Source organism: Streptomyces sp. NBC_00249, assembly GCF_026342355.1.
In the GTDB taxonomy this organism is placed as follows: Bacteria; Actinomycetota; Actinomycetes; order Streptomycetales; family Streptomycetaceae; genus Streptomyces.
The window spans coordinates 415,436-431,852 of record NZ_JAPEMV010000005.1 but is presented as its reverse complement, the minus strand read 5'-3'; the positions used below and the strand labels follow the sequence as shown (position 1 = coordinate 431,852).

The window sequence follows — 16,417 nt, the reverse complement described above, 5'->3', positions numbered from 1 at the left end:
TGCGTGCACTGCGGACTGGTCAGGCCCGTAGTGCCCGGTGTGTCAGTCGTTCTGCTGTTCCACGGCCCGTTCCGGGAGGTCCGCCGCGAGTGCGGCGGCCGCCTGGACCAGGGGGAGCGCCAGCAAGGCCCCGGTTCCTTCTCCCACTGTGACGCCGTGGTCGAGCACGGGGTTGAGTGCCATCCGGTCCAGTGCCTTCGCCTGGCCCGGCTCTCCGCTGGTCTGCCCGGCCAGCCACCAGTCCGGGGCGCGGAAGGCGGCCCGCTGGGCCACCAGCCCGCAGGCCGCCGAGACGACCCCGTCGAGGATGACCGGTGTGCGGCGCACCGCGCACTGGAGCAGGAACCCGGTGATCGCGGCGACGTCCGCGCCGCCGACCGCCGCCAGCAGCGCCATCTGGTCGCCCAGCACCGGGCGGGCCCGGCGCAGGGAGTCGCGGATCGCGGCGCACTTGCGCATCCAGGCCAGGTCGTCGATCGGTACCCCGCCGCGGCCGGTGACCACGGAGGCGTCCGTCCCGCACAGCGCGGCCACGAGGGTGGCGGCCACCGTGGTGCCGCCCACGCTCAGGTCACCGAGGACGACCAGGTCCGTACCGGAGTCGGCCTCCTCGTCGGCGATCCTGATGCCGAGCCGCAGGGCGTCCTCGGCCTCCTGCGCGGTCAGCGCGTCCTCCACGTCGATGCGCCCGCTGCCGCGCCGTACGCGATGGCGGACCACGTCCTCGGGCAGCAGCTCCGGGTCGCAGTCCAGCCCGGCGTCCACAACCCGCACGCCCGCGCCGAGGCGCGCGGCCAGGATCGACACCGGGCTGGTGCCGTCCAGGACGGAACGCACCAGCTCGTACGCGGTGCCGGCGGCCCGGGCGGAGACGCCTTCGGCGGCGATCCCGTGGTCGGCGGCGAACAGCACGACGCGCGGCCGTTCGATCGGCGCGACGGGCACCCGCCCCTGAGCGGCGGCGAGCCACTCGGCGAGCTCGTCGAGCCGGCCCAGCGCACCGGCCGGCACGGCCAGCCGCTCGCGGCGATCCTCGGCGTCACGCCGGACGCCCCCGTCGGGGCGTTCGATCAGATCGGAGAACTCGTCGAGATTCAGCGTGGTCATTTTGCAGAGAGTACAGCGGGTGAGGCTCTGCCTCAGGGCGTGTCCCGGCCTTCCCCGGGCGGCCCGGGCGCCGTCTCGCGCCGAGCGCCGGGGCGGCGGCCCGGCCCCAGGAGGGCTCGGGGCCGGCTCGGGGCCGCCTCGGGGTCAGCGAGGCGGTTCCTTGAGGGCGAGGGACTGGCCCGCGACGACCAGGAGGACGTGTTCGCACTCGGCCGCGACCGCGTTGTTAAGGCGTCCCAGTTCGTCGCGGAAGCGGCGGCCCGACGCGGTCGCGGGGACCACCCCGGAGCCCACCTCGTTGCTGACGAGCACCACCGTGCGGCGCGTCGCGCGGACCGCCGCGACCAGCTCCGCGGTCCGCTCCCGCAGGTCCTTCTGCCCGGTGGCCGCCCAGACCGCGTCGTCCCAGGCCCCGGCCCGGTCCATGGCGTCGGTGAGCCACAGCGCCAGGCAGTCGATCAGCAGCGGCGGCCCGGGCCGCCCCAGCAGCGGGGCCAGTTCGCAGGTCTCCGCCGTACGCCAGCTGCCCGGGCGGCGCTCCCGGTGCAGGCCGACGCGCTGGGCCCATTCCGTGTCGCCGTCGCGGGTGCCGCCCGTGGCGACGTAGACCACCTCGGGGAAGGCCGCCAGCCGGCGTTCCGCCTCGAAGGACTTCCCGGAGCGGGCCCCGCCCAGCACCAGGGTGCGGCGCGGCACGTCCGGCGCCGGGTGGTACTCGCCGGTGACCACCGTGGTGCCGTCCGGCACCGCGCGGGCCCCGGCGGCCGCGCACCGGCGCTCCAGCTCCCGGCCCGGCGGGGTGTCGTGGTCCAGGTGCACGGCGATCACGTCGGTGCCCGGGCCGACCGCCCCGCTCGCGCGCAGCCGGGCCAGCGCCTCCGGGCGGCCCAGCACGTCCGCGACGACCATGTCGTACGGGCGCCGCTCGCGCGTCCCGTCGGTGCCCGCCGGGGCCCCGCCCGGCGGCAGGTACAGCAGCCGGCTGCCGTCCGGGCCCGTGACCTCGTACCCGGTGCCCGGCGCGTCCATCGGTACCGCCCGCACGCGGTGCCCGCTGATCACCGAGAGCTCCCGCCCGTCCGGCACCCGCCCGGCGGCGGGGAGCCCGGGGGGCAGCTCGACGGCCGGCCCGTCGTGCGGGTGCGTCAGCAGCACCTGCCGTACGCCGCTCAGCGAGTGCCCGGCGCGGGCCCCGGCCAGCACCGCCCCGGGCGTCAGGTCGAGCAGCAGTGCCCCGTCGACGAGCAGGGCGGTCGCGGCGCGGGAGCGGGTGCCCACGGAGACCGCGCAGGCGGCGCAGGGACAGCCGGGGCGGGGCAGTCCTTCGGGTGTACCGGTGCCGAGGAGAGTGAGTTCCACACGGAGATCCTCCCGCGTCGCCGGTACTGGTGCGCGCCTGGTTACTCTGCGGGCACACTCAGGGTGAGAGACGGACCAGCAACGGAGGCGACATGGTGTGGGTGTGGCGGTTCGAGAAGGCCGACGGCAGCGAGACGGCTCCGGCGGTGGAGCCGGAGGAGTTCACCACCCAGGGGGACGCGGAGTCCTGGATCGGTGAGGTCTGGAAGGAGCTCCTGGACGGGGGTGCCGAGAAGGTCACCCTGTTCGAGGACGACACCCAGATCTACGTGATGAGCCTGCGCGCGGCCGCGGAGGCCTGACCCGCGTTCCTGGGCCGGGGGTTCCCCGGCCCAGGGGCCGGCCGGTCGGCCGCGCGTCCTACTGGCCCCGGACCCCGCACAGGTGCAGCAGCGCCGCCACCGCGCGGTAGGGGTCGGTGCGCCCGGCGCGTTCCTCGGCGGCCAGCAGCCGGGTCAGTTCCTCCTCCGGCGGGAGCGCCTCCCCGGCCTCGGTGCCGTCGGTGAAGACCCGCACCCCGTACCAGGTGTGCAGCGGCGCCCCGATCCCGGAGAGGGTGGCCGTCAGGTCGGCCAGCCGGTCGGCGCGTACGTCGAGGCCGAGCCGGTTCGTGTAGTCGACGGTGTCGAAGGCGCCGAGGGCGCCCGTCCAGTCCCCCGCCAGGCCCGGCCGCAGCGCGAGCGCGTCGCCGTTGCGCACCAGCAGGGACAGCAGTCCGCCGGGGGCCAGCATCCGGGCCAGCCCGGCGAGCATCGCGTCCGCCTCGGACACGTACATCAGCACCCCGTGGCACAGCACCACGTCGAAACTGCCCGGGACGAAGTGCGCGCCGGTCTCGCGGCCGTCGCCCTCCAGTAACTGGACCCGGTCGCGGATCCCGGCGGGCTCGGCGGCCAGCGCGGCGTGCGCGACCGCCAGCATCGCCGGGTCCTGCTCCAGGCCGGTGACCTTGTGCCCGGCACGGGCGAGGCGCAGCGCCTGGGTGCCCTGGCCCATGCCGACGTCGAGGACACGCAGCCGCTGCCCGACCGGGAAGCGGTGCGTGATCTGTTCCTCGACCTGCCGGCCCACGAGTTCCTGGCGGACGGCGTTACGCAGTCCCCCCAGACCCTCCAGCCACAGCCGGGCTCCCCCTGAGAAGCCCTCCGGCGACGCCCCGTCCAGTCCGGGCGTCGCTCGGCTCAGGGCCGTTCCCCGCGCTTGACCTGCGGCTTGGGCAGGCGGAGTCGGCGCATCTGGAGGGTGCGCATGAGGCCGTACGCGACGGCGCCGCGGCGGGGCTCGTCCGGGAAGCGCTCGGTGAGCGCCTTGCGCAGACGGAACACCAGGCCGATGGAGTCGAGGATGATCAGGACGATCACGCCGAGCCACAGCAGCAGCGCGATGTTCTGGATCGACGGGACCCGGACCATGCTCAGCACCAGGATGATCACTGCCAGGGGCAGGAACATCTCGGCGACGGAGAAGCGGGAGTCCACGAAGTCGCGGACGAACTTGCGGACCGGGCCCTTGTCACGGGCCGGCAGGTACCGCTGGTCGCCGTTGGCCAGCGCTTCGCGCTGCTTGGCCATCTCTTCACGGCGGCGTTCACGGGCTCGCTTGGCGTCCTCCTTGCGATTGCCGGTCGAGGCCACCACGGCCTTGCGCTGCGACTGGGCCACAGCACGCTTCGGCGTCGGGCGGCCCTTCGGGGCCTGCGGGTCACGGGGCTGCGAGAGGTCGGCGCTCACCTTGTCGGTGGCGGCGGCCTTCTCTTCCTTGGAGGAGCGGCTACCAAACACAAAACCCAAGCCTACGTGGTCGAGGGCACGGGCCCCACCTCGGTGGGGAACGATCCGGCAACGGCGGGCGTCTAACCCGTTACGTGGTTCTCGTCGGGGACCCGGAGCGCCTCAGGGCTCTCAGGGATCACCGCCTCAGGGATCACCTACTCCTTACGCCTGACACGGCTCCGGCCCAGTCGTCCTGGAGGAGGAGCGCATCCGTGCTCGAACAGTGCGGTAATGGAAGCAGGGCCCGTACTGTGGGTCCTGTCGGTGACCTGGAACACAGTCCGTCTAGAAGGGGGCGCGCGAAGCCCATGAGCGGTGTCATGAAGCGTATGGGGATGATCTTCCGCGCGAAGGCGAACAAGGCCCTTGACCGGGCCGAGGACCCGCGCGAGACCCTCGACTACTCGTACCAGAAGCAGCTGGAGCTGCTGCAGAAGGTGCGCCGCGGCGTCGCGGACGTGGCGACCTCCCGCAAGCGCCTGGAGCTCCAGCTCAACCAGATCCAGGGGCAGTCCGCCAAGCTGGAGGACCAGGGCCGCAAGGCCCTCGCCCTGGGCCGCGAGGACCTGGCCCGCGAGGCCCTCTCGCGCCGCGCCTCGCTCCAGCAGCAGGTCAGCGACCTGGAGGTGCAGCACCAGACCCTCCAGGGCGAGGAGGAGAAGCTGACGCTCGCCGCGCAGCGCCTCCAGGCCAAGGTGGACGCCTTCCGTACGAAGAAGGAGACCATCAAGGCCACCTACACCGCGGCGCAGGCGCAGACCCGCATCGCGGAGTCCTTCTCCGGCATCTCGGAGGAGATGAGCGACGTCGGCCTGGCCATCCAGCGGGCCGAGGACAAGACCGCGCAGCTCCAGGCGCGGGCCGGCGCGATCGACGAGCTGCTGGCGTCGGGCGCCCTGGACGACCAGAGCGGCCTCGGCTCCAAGGACGACATCCAGGCCGAGCTCGACCGGCTCTCCGGCGGTACCGATGTGGAGCTGGAGCTCCAGCGCATGAAGGCCGAGCTGGCGGGCGGCCCGTCCGCGCAGCAGCAGGCCCTCGAGGGCGGCGCCCCGGGCGCTGCCCAGCCGTCGCAGACCCAGCACCGGTTCGACAAGCAGTAGGACGGGGTCCGTCATGATTGTCCGCATCATGGGGGAGGGCCAGGTGAAGATGGCCGACAGCCACCTCACCGAGCTCAACGCGCTGGACGACGAACTGCTCGCCGAGATGGAGAGCGGCGACGAGGAGGGCTTCCGGCGCACGCTGGGCGCGCTGCTCGACGCCGTACGCCGCCTGGGCACGCCCCTGCCGGACGAGGCGCTGGAGCCGTCCGGGCTGATCCTGCCGGGACCCGGCGCCACCCTGGACGAGGTCAGGCAGATGCTCAGCGACGACGGCCTGATCCCGGGCTGACGGCACCGCCCACAGGCAGCCACCGACATGCGCAGGGCCCGTCCCCCGGTACCGGGGGACGGGCCCTGCGCATGTCATTCGGGGCGCTCGGGCGGCGGCCCCGCCTCCAGGGCCGCGCGGTCCGGGTCGGGGGTGCCGCCGATGAAGTTCTCGAACCTGCGGCGCGGCCGCGCCCAGCGCCGGTCGTGGTGGAAGGCCCGCAGCCCGGCCTTGGCGCGGGCGCGCGGGCGGTTCGCGTAGAACCGCTTGGCGTACGGGGAGTCGGGCCGGGCCAGGCGGACCGCGCCGATCAGCGCCACGAAGGGGATGACCGTGCCGAAGACCGCGGTGCGCGGCTTCCCCTTCCACAGGGCGACCAGGGCGAGGAAGAAGTTGGTGGCGGTGTTCATGACGACGAGGCCGCGGCTGTGCCGTTCGTCGACGGTGAGCTCGTTGACCCCGAAGGGCAGGAAGCCGCCCAGCACCAGCGCGACCACGGCCGCCGTCAGCACCACGATCTCCACGCTCTTGCGGCCCTGCTCGCTCCAGTAGACGTCGTCCAGGTGCAGGAGCAGCGCGAACTCGTCCAGCACCAGGCCCGCGCCCAGCCCGAAGAGCACCGCCGAGAGCCCGGCCCCGAAGCTGTGCCGGCCGCTGCCGACCGCCCCGAACCCGCCGATGATCACCAGGACCACGCCCGGCACCACGTGGTGGACGTGCAGCCCGCCCGGGGTGATGTTCTTGAAGGGGCCCTTCCCCGCCCTGATGAGGCGCGTGATCACCCGGGTGACCAGGAACGACAGCACGAAGGACAGCAGGGCGAGCAGCAACGGGAGCTTGCCCGGCTCGATGATGTTGCGATACCACCAGTGACCCACGACACCAGCTCCCGATTTCACATCTAATGCGCAATTTACCGCTCACCGTAAGCGGGTAGCGTTCGCGCCGATGACAGATTCGATCGATGATCCAGAGCACGGCCAGGAGCCGGCACCCCCGGCCGAGCGGGCCTCCCTCCTCGACGGAATGCGCTTCGCGTTCGGCACGCTGACCGTGCTGCCCGCGCGGATCACCCGCTGGGACCGGCCCGCCGCCCGCACCGGGATGGCCTGCGCCCCGCTCGCCGGTCTCGCCGTCGGTCTGCTCGCCGCCCTGCCCGGGACGCTCCTGCTGGTCCTGGGCGGCGGACCGCTGCTCGCCGCCGCCGTCACCGTCGCGGTCCCGGCGGCCCTCACGCGCGGGCTGCACCTGGACGGCCTCGCCGACACCGCCGACGGCCTGGGCAGCGCCAAGCCCGCCGAGGACGCCCTGCGGATCATGAAGCAGTCCGACATCGGCCCGTTCGGGGTCGTCGCGCTGCTGCTCGTCCTGCTCGTACAGGTGGCCGCGCTGGCGGACGTGTACGCCGACAGCTGGATCCGGGGCGCGCTCGCCGCCACCGCCGCCGCCGTCACCGCCCGCCTCGCGATGACCCTGGCCGCCCGCGACGGCATCCCCGCCGCCCGGCCCGGTGGACTGGGCGCGGCCGTCGCGGGCGTGGTCCCCGTCCGCGCGGCGGCGGCCGTGACCGCCCTGGTCCTGGCCGCGGTCACGCTGGCCGCCCTCCCGGCGGGCCCGCTCGCCGCCCTCCAGCACGCGGCGGCCGTCCTGCTGGCCCTGCTGAGCGCCGAACTCCTGCTGCGCCGCTGCGTCCACCGCTTCGACGGAGTCACCGGCGACGTCTTCGGCGCCCTCAGCGAGACCGCCGCCACCACCGCCCTCGTCGTCCTCGCCCTGGGCTGACCCGGGCCCGGACCGGGGCGCCGCGTACGCTCGGGGGGTGGACCAGACGGTGGAGCAGGCGGGGGGCGAGGCGCCCATCAGGGTGCTGCTCGCCGACGACCAGGCGTTGCTGCGCAGCGCGTTCAAGGTGCTCGTGGACTCCGAGCCCGACATGCGGGTCGTGGGGGAGGCCTCCGACGGCGCCCAGGCGTACGCCCTCGCCAAGGACCGGCGGGCCGACGTGGTCCTGATGGACATCCGGATGCCGGGCACCGACGGGCTCGCCGCCACCCGCATGATCAGCGCGGACCCGGAACTGTCCGGCGTCCGCGTCGTCATGCTGACCACCTTCGAGGTGGACGAGTACGTGGTGCAGTCCCTGCGCGCCGGGGCCTCCGGCTTCCTCGGCAAGGGCGCCGAGCCCGAGGAACTGCTCAACGCCATCCGCGTCGCCGCCGCGGGCGAGGCGCTGCTCTCCCCGGCCGCGACCAAAGGGCTCATCGCCAGCTTCCTCGCCCAGCGCGGCCCCGACGTCCCCGCCACCGGCTCGGCCCACGCCGAACGGCTCGCCGCGCTGACCGGCCGCGAGCGCGAGGTCCTCGTGCACGTCGCCGCCGGCCTGTCCAACGACGGCATCGCCGCCCGCCTCGAGGTCAGCCCCCTCACCGTGAAGACGCACGTCAACCGGGCCATGGCCAAGCTCGGCGCCCGCGACCGGGCGCAATTGGTGGTCATCGCGTACGAATCGGGACTGGTCCGGCCCCGCGCCGACTGACCTGCGGTGCGGCGGGCGCGGCCGGCAGTAGCGGGGACTACTGCGGACGCGGTATGCCGCGCGTGAGGACGGCACCTGGGAGCGACGCAGCGGCGCCGCGCCCTGGGCGAAGCTGAGGAGCCCTCGCGTCAGCATCTGCAGAGAGATCCCTACCCATGTCCTGGCTGTCCCGCTTCAGCCTTGCCCAGAGAGCGCTGATCGGCCTCGTGTCGATCGTCGCGCTCCTCTTCGGCGCCATAGCCGTCCCCCAGCTCAAGCAGCAGCTGCTGCCCTCCATCGAACTGCCGATGGTCTCCGTGCTCGCGCCGTACCAGGGCGCCTCGCCCGACGTGGTCGAGAAGCAGGTCGTCGAGCCGATCGAGGCCACCCTCAAGGGCGTCGACGGCATCACCGGCATCACCTCCACCGCCAGCGAGGGCAACGCCCTCATCCGGGCCACCTTCGACTACGGCGACAGCGGCACCAAGCAGCTCGTCGCCGACGTCCAGCAGGCCGTCAACCGGGCCCGGGTCCGGCTGCCCGCCGAGGTCGACCCGCAGGTGGTGGCCGGCTCCACCGACGACATCCCGACCGTCGTCCTCGCCGTCACCTCGGACAAGGACCAGCAGGCCCTCGCCGACCAGCTGAACAAGTCCGTCGTCCCCGTCCTGGAGGACATCGAGGGCGTCGGCCAGGTCAGCGTCGACGGCGTGCGCGACGTCCAGATCAGCGTCACCCCCGACGACGCGAAGCTCGCCGCGGCCGGCCTCGACGGCGCCAAGCTGGCCGAGGGCCTCAGGGCGGGCGGCGCGACCGTCCCCGCCGGCTCCTTCGACGAGGAGGGCAAGAACCGCACCGTGCGGGTCGGTTCCGGCTACACCTCCCTCGCCCAGCTGGAGGACCTCCGGCTGACCGCGGGCCCCGGCAAGCCGGCCGTCCGCCTCGGTGACGTGGCCGCCGTCAAGCAGGAACCCGCCAAGGCCGACTCCATCACCCGCACCAACGGCAAGCCCAGCCTCGCGCTCGTACTGACGATGGACAAGGACGGCAGCGCCGTCGCCATCTCCGACGCCGTCAAGGACAAGCTGCCCGAGCTGCGCTCCACCCTCGGCTCCGGCGCCGAGCTGACCGTCGTCAGCGACCAGGGCCCCGCCGTCGCCCGGTCCATCTCCGGCCTCACCACCGAGGGCCTGCTCGGCCTGGCCTTCGCGGTCATCGTGATCCTGGTCTTCCTGGCCTCGATCCGCTCGACCCTGGTCACCGCGGTCTCCATCCCGCTGTCCGTGGTGCTCGCGCTGATCGTGCTGTGGACCCGCGACCTGTCCCTGAACATGCTGACGCTGGGCGCGCTCACCATCGCCATCGGCCGGGTCGTCGACGACTCGATCGTGGTCCTGGAGAACATCAAGCGCCACCTCGGCTACGGCGAGGAGCGCGAGGCCGCGATCATCACCGCGGTCAAGGAGGTGGCCGGCGCGGTCACCTCGTCCACGCTCACCACCGTCGCCGTCTTCCTGCCGATCGGCCTGGTCGGCGGCATGATCGGCGAGCTGTTCGGCTCGTTCTCGCTCACCGTCACCGCCGCCCTGCTGGCCTCGCTGCTGGTGTCCCTGACGGTCGTCCCCGTGCTGTCGTTCTGGTTCCTGCGCGCCCCCAAGGGCACGTCGGCCGACCCGGAGCGGGCCCGCCGCGAGGCGGAGGAGAAGGAGGCCAACAGCCGCCTCCAGAAGCTCTACGTACGGGTCCTGGGCTTCGCGACCCGGCGCCGCCTGACCAGTGTGGCCATCGCGGTCGTCGTCCTGGTGGGCACCTTCGGGATGACCCCGCTGCTGAAGACCAACTTCTTCGACCAGGGCGACCAGGACGTGCTGACGGTCCGCCAGCAGCTGCCCGCCGGGACCTCCCTGGCCGCCTCCGACGAGGCCGCCCGCAAGGTGGAGAAGGCCCTGGACTCCGTCGAGGGCGTCAAGGACCACCAGGTCACCGTCGGTTCCTCCGGCTTCCTCGCGGCCTTCGGCGGCGGCACCGGCACCAACCAGGCCTCCTTCCAGGTCACCCTGGACGACGCGGGCGACTCCGAGGCCGTCAAGCAGCGCATCCAGGACGCCCTGGCGAAGCTCGACGGCATCGGCGACACCTCCCTCTCGGCGGGCGGCGGCTTCGGCGGCCAGAACCTGAGCGTGGTCGTCAAGGCCGGCGACGGCGCGGTGCTCGCCAAGGCCGCCGAACAGGTCCGCGCCGAGGTGGCCACCCTGAAGGACGTCACCGACGTCCAGAGCGACCTGGCCCAGTCGGTGCCCCGGATCTCCGTCACCGCCACCCCCAAGGCCGCCGAGGCCGGCATCAGCCAGGCCGCGCTCGGCGGGATCGTCGCGCAGGCCGTCCGGGGCAACCCGGTCGCCAAGGCCGTACTGGACGACACCGAGCGGGACGTCGTCGTACGCTCCGCCCAGCCGGCCACCACCCTGGCCCAGCTCCAGGCCCTGCCCGTCGGCCCGCTCAAGCTCGGCGACATCGCCGACGTCAAGCTGGTCCCCGGCCCCGTCGCGATGACCCGGATCGACGGCGCCCGCGCCGCCACCGTCACCGCCAAGCCGGTCGGCGAGAACACCGGAGCCATCAGCTCCGCGCTCCAGACCAAGCTCAAGGCCCTGGACCTGCCCGAAGGGGCCACCGCCTCCATCGGCGGCGTCTCCTCCGACCAGGACGAGGCCTTCGGCTCCCTGGGCCTGGCCATGCTCGCCGCCATCGCGATCGTCTTCATGCTGCTGGTCGCGACGTTCCGCTCGCTGGTCCAGCCGCTGATCCTGCTGGTGTCCATCCCCTTCGCGGCCACCGGCGCGCTCGGCCTGCTCATCGCCACCGGCACCCCCATGGGCGTCCCGGCGATGATCGGCATGCTGATGCTCATCGGCATCGTCGTCACCAACGCCATCGTCCTGATCGACCTGGTCAACCAGTACCGGGCCCAGGGGCTGGGCGTCGTCGAGGCGGTCGTCGAGGGCGGCCGGCACCGGCTGCGCCCGATCCTGATGACGGCCCTGGCGACGATCTTCGCCCTGCTCCCGATGGCGCTGGGCGTCACCGGCGAGGGCGGCTTCATCTCGCAGCCGCTCGCGGTGGTGGTGATCGGCGGCCTGGTCAGCTCCACGCTGCTGACGCTGCTGCTGGTCCCGACCCTCTACACGATGGTCGAGCTCCGCAAGGAACGCCGCAGGTCCAGGAAGACGGCCCGGCTGACGGTGGTCCCGTCCCGGCCGGCCGGTGAGGACACCCCCGTCAAGGTCTGACCCGTCGGAGAAGGCCGAAGGGGCGCCCCCGGACCGGGGGCGCCCCTTCACGCGTACGCGCGGGACTGTGCGGGACTACAGGGCGAGCATCCGCTCCAGCGCCAGCTTGGCGAAGCTCTCGGTCTCCTTGTCGACCTGGATCTGGTTGACGAGGTTGCCCTCGGCCAGGGACTCCAGGGTCCACACCAGGTGGGGGAGGTCGATGCGGTTCATCGTCGAGCAGAAGCAGACCGTCTTGTCGAGGAAGACGACTTCCTTGTCCTCCGCCGCGAAACGATTCGCCAGGCGCTGGACGAGGTTCAGCTCGGTGCCGATGGCCCACTTCGAGCCGGCCGGGGCCGCCTCCAGCGCCTTGATGATGTACTCCGTCGAGCCGACGTAGTCCGCGGCCGCCACGACCTCGTGCTTGCACTCGGGGTGGACCAGGACGTTCACACCGGGGATGCGGGCGCGGACGTCGTTGACCGAGTCCACCGAGAAGCGGCCGTGCACCGAGCAGTGGCCGCGCCACAGGATCATCTTGGCGTTCCGCAGCTGCTCGGCGGTCAGGCCGCCGTTCGGCTTGTGCGGGTTGTAGAGCACGCAGTCGTCCAGGGACATGCCCATGTCGCGGACGGCGGTGTTGCGGCCCAGGTGCTGGTCCGGGAGGAAGAGGACCTTCTCGCCCTGCTCGAAGGCCCACTCCAGGGCCTTCTTCGCGTTCGACGAGGTACAGATCGTGCCGCCGTGCTTGCCGGTGAAGGCCTTGATGTCGGCGGAGGAGTTCATGTACGAGACGGGCACCGTCGTCCCGGCGACGCCGGCCTCGGTCAGCACGTCCCAGCACTCCGCGACCTGCTCGGCGGTGGCCATGTCGGCCATCGAGCAGCCCGCGGCCAGGTCGGGCAGGACGACCTTCTGGTCGTCGGAGGTGAGGATGTCGGCCGACTCGGCCATGAAGTGCACGCCGCAGAAGACGATGTACTCGGCCTCCGGCTTGGCGGCCGCGTCCTTGGCGAGCTTGAAGGAGTCACCGGTGACGTCGGCGAACTCGATGACCTCGTCACGCTGGTAGTGGTGGCCGAGGATGAAGACCTTGTCCCCGAGCTTCTCCTTGGCCGCGCGGGCGCGGGCCACCAGGTCCGGGTCGGACGGAGAGGGCAGGTCGCCGGGGCATTCCACCCCGCGCTCGCTCTTGGGGTCGGCCTCGCGGCCGAGCAGCAGCAGGGCGAGGGGCGTCGGCTGGACGTCCAAAGGCTGGGCGGTGGTCACGACACGCACCCTTTCTGTTCTGCGACAAGGGACTTCTGAAGGCTTCACGCGAAGCCCTCGCTTCGACTTCTCGTCTATTTGACGTTATCTATCATAACTGCTTCACGTCACTTTGACGATGCCGATAGTGTCGATGTGACGCATTCGCCCGTCCTGGGACGCCCCGCTCCACCCGCCCTCTTCGCCGGGTCCACCGCTCCGCGTGGGTGTGCGAGCATGAATGTCTGAAACAAGGCGCCGGCCCCGGAATGAATCCGCGGTCCAGCTGGTTGCCACCGACGGCAAGAGTCCGACGTATCCCCAGCCTCCGGCGGGGAGCCGCCCACTTCGGGAGTGAATGCAGATGTCCGTACAGGACGACAAGACCACTGTGAGCGACGGCATCCTCCTGTCCGACGCCGCCGCCGAGAAGGTCAGGACCCTGCTGGAGCAGGAGGGCCGCGATGACCTGGCGCTCCGCGTCGCCGTCCAGCCCGGTGGCTGCTCCGGCCTGCGCTACCAGCTCTTCTTCGACGAGCGCTCCCTCGACGGCGACGTCGTCAAGGACTTCGACGGAGTCAAGGTCGTCACCGACCGGATGAGCTCCCCGTACCTGCACGGCGCCTCGATCGACTTCGTCGACACCATCGAGAAGCAGGGCTTCACCATCGACAACCCGAACGCCACCGGCTCCTGCGCCTGCGGCGACTCGTTCAGCTAGACCCGAACGCACGAAGGCCTCGGCGCCGGTCGCATCCGACCGGCGCCGAGGCCTTTCGCGTTCCCCGACTACTCGTTGCTCACTGGCGGGGGAGCGGCTTGCCCGTCGTGGCGTCGACCACCTTCCGCGCACCCACCGGCTGCTGGAGGGTCACCGTGAGGGACATCTCCTGCGCCAGCATGATGCAGGCCTGCCCCGGACTGTTCGGCGTGTCCGTGATCTTCACCATGACGGACGCGGACTCCTCCCGCGCCTCCAGGGTGTAGGTGCTGCACACCCCGCCCCAGAAGTTCACGGTCAGCTTCCGGTCCCCGTCCGCGTACGAGAACCCGGGCACCGTACGGCCCGCCGGAGGCACCGGCGCCGTCGTCGCACCGTCCTCGGCCGCGGCCGGCTGGGCCACCGTGCGGCCCGGCCCGCCGTCCTTGCCCGCCACCTCGAACAGCCAGGCCGGCACCAGCCCCCGCGCCCCGTCGACCGTCCCCGGGACCAGGCCGAGCACGGCCCCCCGTACGGTCTCCGTCCGCGGCGGCTTCATCGGCCGCGGGTCCGGGTTGCAGGGCAGGGTGTCCGTGGCACCCGTCGGCGTGTCCGGGGTCAGCGGCACCGAGGTCGCGCAGCCGCTCGGGCCCGGACCGCTGCCGTCACCGCCCTTGCCCGCCGCGTTCAGCCGGGCCAGCGCCTCGACCGCCCCGACCACCGGCTGCTCCGCCGCGCGCACCGGGGCCTTCAGCTCCCCACTGCCCGCCACCACCTGCGCGTCACCGCCCACGCTCACCTTGCTGGACCAGCCCTGCGTGGGCAGCCCGCCCACCACCGGGTCGGCGCTCACCACCCGCACCGCGCCCTGCGTCAGCCGGGCGTCGACCTTGGCGTCACCCTGCCCGGCCGCCGCGAGCACCGGCGCGGCCGCCGCCTTCGCCGCCTGCTCGGAGACCGGCTGCGCCCCGCCGCCCTCGCCCTGGGGCAGGGTGGCCGGGCCGCAGGTGTCCTTGCCGCGCACGCAGTCGTCCCCGGCCCCGGCCGGCCGGAAGCGGCTGAAGCTCCAGGTGCCGGGGGCCTTACGGGTCACCGTGAGCCGGGGACCGGAGCCGTCGCCGGTCTCCCCGGCCTGCCAGGTGTCCCCGCTCAGCCGCGGGTCCCCGGAGATCCCGAGGGCCTTCGCGAGCCGGGCCACCTCCTCGGAGGTGACCTCCCCCGACGCGGCGAAGGACGGCGCCGCCGCCGGGCCCTCGGGCAGCTTCACATCGGCCCGGTAGACCACCCCGCCGCCCGACGGATCCGGCTCCCCGGGGGCGATGCCGGGCCCCGGCGGGGACCCGGCCGCCCGGGGCGCGGCCGCCGCGGTGTCACCCGTACGGGCGCCGCCGCCCGAGGCGTCCCCGTACGCCGTCGACGCCCAGTAGGCCGTACCGCCGCCGGCCAGCAGGACGGCGGCCGCGATCGAGCCGACGGCCCAGGACGGCCGCCGACGAGTGGCACGTGATGTCTCGGGTAGTTCGCTGGTCACCGATTCGCTCCTTCGCGTGTCCCGCCGTACGTGATGCGGGTGTGACGCGGCGGCCGCGAATCCGGTTCCCGCCCTTCCTCTACTGGTCCCCGTACGCGGCGGTGGAGGCGATCAGCCGGGCCGAGGCGGGCGGGACACGGACGCCGTGGATCTGGGAGGGGGCCACCCGGTCCGCCCGGGGCTCCTCCGGGACCGCCCAGTGCGGGGCCATCCGCGCGCAGTCGCCCAGCAGACGGGCGAAGCCGGGGCGCGCGTCGGCGGTGTACTCGGCGTAGCCGAAGCCATCGGTATAGGTCATGGGGCACGGTAGGCACGCCACACCAGGCGAAGGAAGTCCTACTACGGGGTAGTTTCAGCCGTTCGGACTCGAGCCCATGACCGGGTAGTTTTGAATGTCCCCTCGCCGTCATTCGCAGGAGCATCCACGCCGTGCGCATCGCAGTCACCGGCTCCATCGCCACCGACCACCTCATGACCTTCCCGGGCCGCTTCGCCGACCAGCTGGTCGCCGACCAGCTCCACACGGTCTCCCTCTCCTTCCTCGTCGACAACCTCGACGTCCGGAGAGGCGGAGTCGGCCCGAACATCTGCTTCGGCATGGGGCAGCTCGGCACCCGCCCGATCCTCGTCGGCGCGGCCGGCTCGGACTTCGACGAGTACCGCGCCTGGCTGGACCGGCACGGCGTCGACACCGAGTCCGTACGGATCTCCGAGGTGCTGCACACCGCGCGCTTCGTCTGCACCACGGACTCCGACCACAACCAGATCGGCTCCTTCTACACGGGCGCGATGAGCGAAGCCCGCCAGATCGAGCTCAAGGCCGTCGCCGACCGGGTGGGCGGACTCGACCTCGTCCTCATCGGCGCCGACGACCCCGAGGCGATGCTCCGCCACACGGAGGAGTGCCGCACCCGCGGGATCCCCTTCGCCGCGGACTTCTCGCAGCAGATCGCGCGCATGGACGGCGAGAACATCCGCACCCTGATGGAGGGTGCGACCTACCTCTTCTCCAACGAGTACGAGAAGGGCCTCATCGAGTCGAAGTCCGGCTGGACCGACGCGGAGATCCTCGCCAAGGTCGGCACCCGCGTCACCACCCTCGGCTCGCAGGGCGTGCGCATCGAGCGGGTCGGGCAGGAGCCGATCGTCGTCGGCTGCCCCGAGGAGACCGCGAAGGTCGACCCGACCGGCGTCGGCGACGCGTTCCGCGCGGGCTTCCTGACCGGGCTCGGGTGGGGCGTCGGCCTTGAGCGGGCCGCGCAGCTCGGCTGCATGCTCGCCACCCTCGTCATCGAGACCCTGGGCACCCAGGAGTACACCCTGGCGCGGGCGCACTTCATGGACCGCTTCACCAAGGCCTACGGCGACACGGCCGCGGCGGAGGTCCGCGCGCACCTGCCCGTCTCCTCCTGACGCGCCGCTCGGCGCCTGGGCGCCTCCCCGGCTTCGCGCCGCTGCGCCGGACTCCGTCCGGCGGTGGCGGGGCGGGGCCGGTTCGGGTGGCCGGGGCCCGTCTTCCGTCCGCGGACCGTTGCCGCT

Annotated in this window: 16 protein-coding genes; 8 read left to right on the top strand and 8 right to left on the bottom strand. The window is 72.8% G+C overall.

The genetic code is table 11. From position 1 onward, the window contains the following. Positions 1-42 precede the first annotated feature (42 nt). Positions 43-1,107 (bottom strand): nicotinate-nucleotide--dimethylbenzimidazole phosphoribosyltransferase, encoded by a 1,065-nt coding sequence (gene cobT / locus OOK31_RS23745; protein WP_267089318.1) that lies wholly within the window; start codon positions 1,105-1,107, stop codon positions 43-45. Positions 1,108-1,251: 144 nt separating this feature from the next. After that, positions 1,252-2,466 carry a bifunctional adenosylcobinamide kinase/adenosylcobinamide-phosphate guanylyltransferase gene (locus OOK31_RS23740; RefSeq protein WP_267089317.1) on the bottom strand — a complete coding sequence of 405 codons (1,215 nt, stop codon included), beginning with the start codon at positions 2,464-2,466 and terminating at the stop codon, positions 1,252-1,254. Between the two features lie 92 nt (positions 2,467-2,558). Between OOK31_RS23740 and OOK31_RS23735 the strand changes: the two genes are divergently transcribed. Beyond that, positions 2,559-2,768 carry a hypothetical protein gene (locus OOK31_RS23735; RefSeq protein ID WP_267089316.1) on the top strand — a complete coding sequence of 70 codons (210 nt, stop codon included), beginning with the start codon at positions 2,559-2,561 and terminating at the stop codon, positions 2,766-2,768. A gap of 58 nt (positions 2,769-2,826) precedes the next feature. On the opposite strand, the gene OOK31_RS23730 is transcribed toward OOK31_RS23735, so the two are convergent. Both OOK31_RS23730 and OOK31_RS23725 read right to left on the bottom strand, forming a co-directional pair. Beyond that, positions 2,827-3,537 (bottom strand): bifunctional 2-polyprenyl-6-hydroxyphenol methylase/3-demethylubiquinol 3-O-methyltransferase UbiG, encoded by a 711-nt coding sequence (locus OOK31_RS23730; RefSeq protein WP_267089315.1) that lies wholly within the window; start codon positions 3,535-3,537, stop codon positions 2,827-2,829. Between the two features lie 110 nt (positions 3,538-3,647). After that, complete coding sequence (locus tag OOK31_RS23725) at positions 3,648-4,256, bottom strand: DUF3043 domain-containing protein (protein ID WP_267089314.1); 609 nt, start codon at positions 4,254-4,256, stop codon at positions 3,648-3,650. Positions 4,257-4,546: 290 nt separating this feature from the next. Between OOK31_RS23725 and OOK31_RS23720 the strand changes: the two genes are divergently transcribed. Then, positions 4,547-5,341 (top strand): PspA/IM30 family protein, encoded by a 795-nt coding sequence (locus OOK31_RS23720; RefSeq protein ID WP_267089313.1) that lies wholly within the window; start codon positions 4,547-4,549, stop codon positions 5,339-5,341. A 13-nt stretch (positions 5,342-5,354) separates the two neighbouring features. Continuing rightward, positions 5,355-5,633: a hypothetical protein gene (locus tag OOK31_RS23715; protein ID WP_267089312.1), complete on the top strand. Its 279-nt coding sequence runs from the start codon at positions 5,355-5,357 to the stop codon at positions 5,631-5,633. Between the two features lie 74 nt (positions 5,634-5,707). Here the strand turns inward: OOK31_RS23715 and OOK31_RS23710 are convergent, their stop codons facing one another. Further along, entirely contained in the window at positions 5,708-6,490 is a 783-nt protein-coding gene (locus OOK31_RS23710; protein WP_267089311.1) for a hypothetical protein, read from the bottom strand. 70 nt (positions 6,491-6,560) lie between these two features. Here OOK31_RS23710 and OOK31_RS23705 point away from each other — a divergent pair, with 70 nt between their 5' ends. The 3 genes from OOK31_RS23705 (at position 6,561) to OOK31_RS23695 (ending at position 11,417) form a co-directional block, all read left to right on the top strand. Further along, a complete protein-coding gene (locus OOK31_RS23705; protein WP_267089310.1) occupies positions 6,561-7,394 on the top strand; it encodes an adenosylcobinamide-GDP ribazoletransferase in 834 nt (277 codons plus the stop codon). 37 nt (positions 7,395-7,431) lie between these two features. Then, a complete protein-coding gene (locus tag OOK31_RS23700) occupies positions 7,432-8,148 on the top strand; it encodes a response regulator transcription factor (RefSeq protein WP_267089309.1) in 717 nt (238 codons plus the stop codon). A 155-nt stretch (positions 8,149-8,303) separates the two neighbouring features. Next, positions 8,304-11,417: an efflux RND transporter permease subunit gene (locus tag OOK31_RS23695; RefSeq protein ID WP_267089308.1), complete on the top strand. Its 3,114-nt coding sequence runs from the start codon at positions 8,304-8,306 to the stop codon at positions 11,415-11,417. A gap of 75 nt (positions 11,418-11,492) precedes the next feature. On the opposite strand, the gene nadA is transcribed toward OOK31_RS23695, so the two are convergent. Continuing rightward, the gene (gene nadA, locus OOK31_RS23690; RefSeq protein WP_267089307.1) at positions 11,493-12,677 is read right to left on the bottom strand and encodes a quinolinate synthase NadA; all 1,185 of its coding nucleotides are present in this window, start codon (positions 12,675-12,677) and stop codon (positions 11,493-11,495) included. 334 nt (positions 12,678-13,011) lie between these two features. Here nadA and erpA point away from each other — a divergent pair, with 334 nt between their 5' ends. Next, the gene (gene erpA / locus OOK31_RS23685; protein ID WP_030010511.1) at positions 13,012-13,368 is read left to right on the top strand and encodes an iron-sulfur cluster insertion protein ErpA; all 357 of its coding nucleotides are present in this window, start codon (positions 13,012-13,014) and stop codon (positions 13,366-13,368) included. A 79-nt stretch (positions 13,369-13,447) separates the two neighbouring features. On the opposite strand, the gene OOK31_RS23680 is transcribed toward erpA, so the two are convergent. Beyond that, complete coding sequence (locus OOK31_RS23680; protein WP_267089306.1) at positions 13,448-14,878, bottom strand: hypothetical protein; 1,431 nt, start codon at positions 14,876-14,878, stop codon at positions 13,448-13,450. Between the two features lie 79 nt (positions 14,879-14,957). Continuing rightward, entirely contained in the window at positions 14,958-15,176 is a 219-nt protein-coding gene (locus OOK31_RS23675; protein ID WP_267089305.1) for a hypothetical protein, read from the bottom strand. A gap of 131 nt (positions 15,177-15,307) precedes the next feature. Here OOK31_RS23675 and OOK31_RS23670 point away from each other — a divergent pair, with 131 nt between their 5' ends. Further along, positions 15,308-16,291, top strand: coding sequence for a carbohydrate kinase family protein (locus tag OOK31_RS23670; RefSeq protein WP_267089304.1), 984 nt, complete (start codon positions 15,308-15,310; stop codon positions 16,289-16,291). Positions 16,292-16,417: the final 126 nt, after the last annotated feature.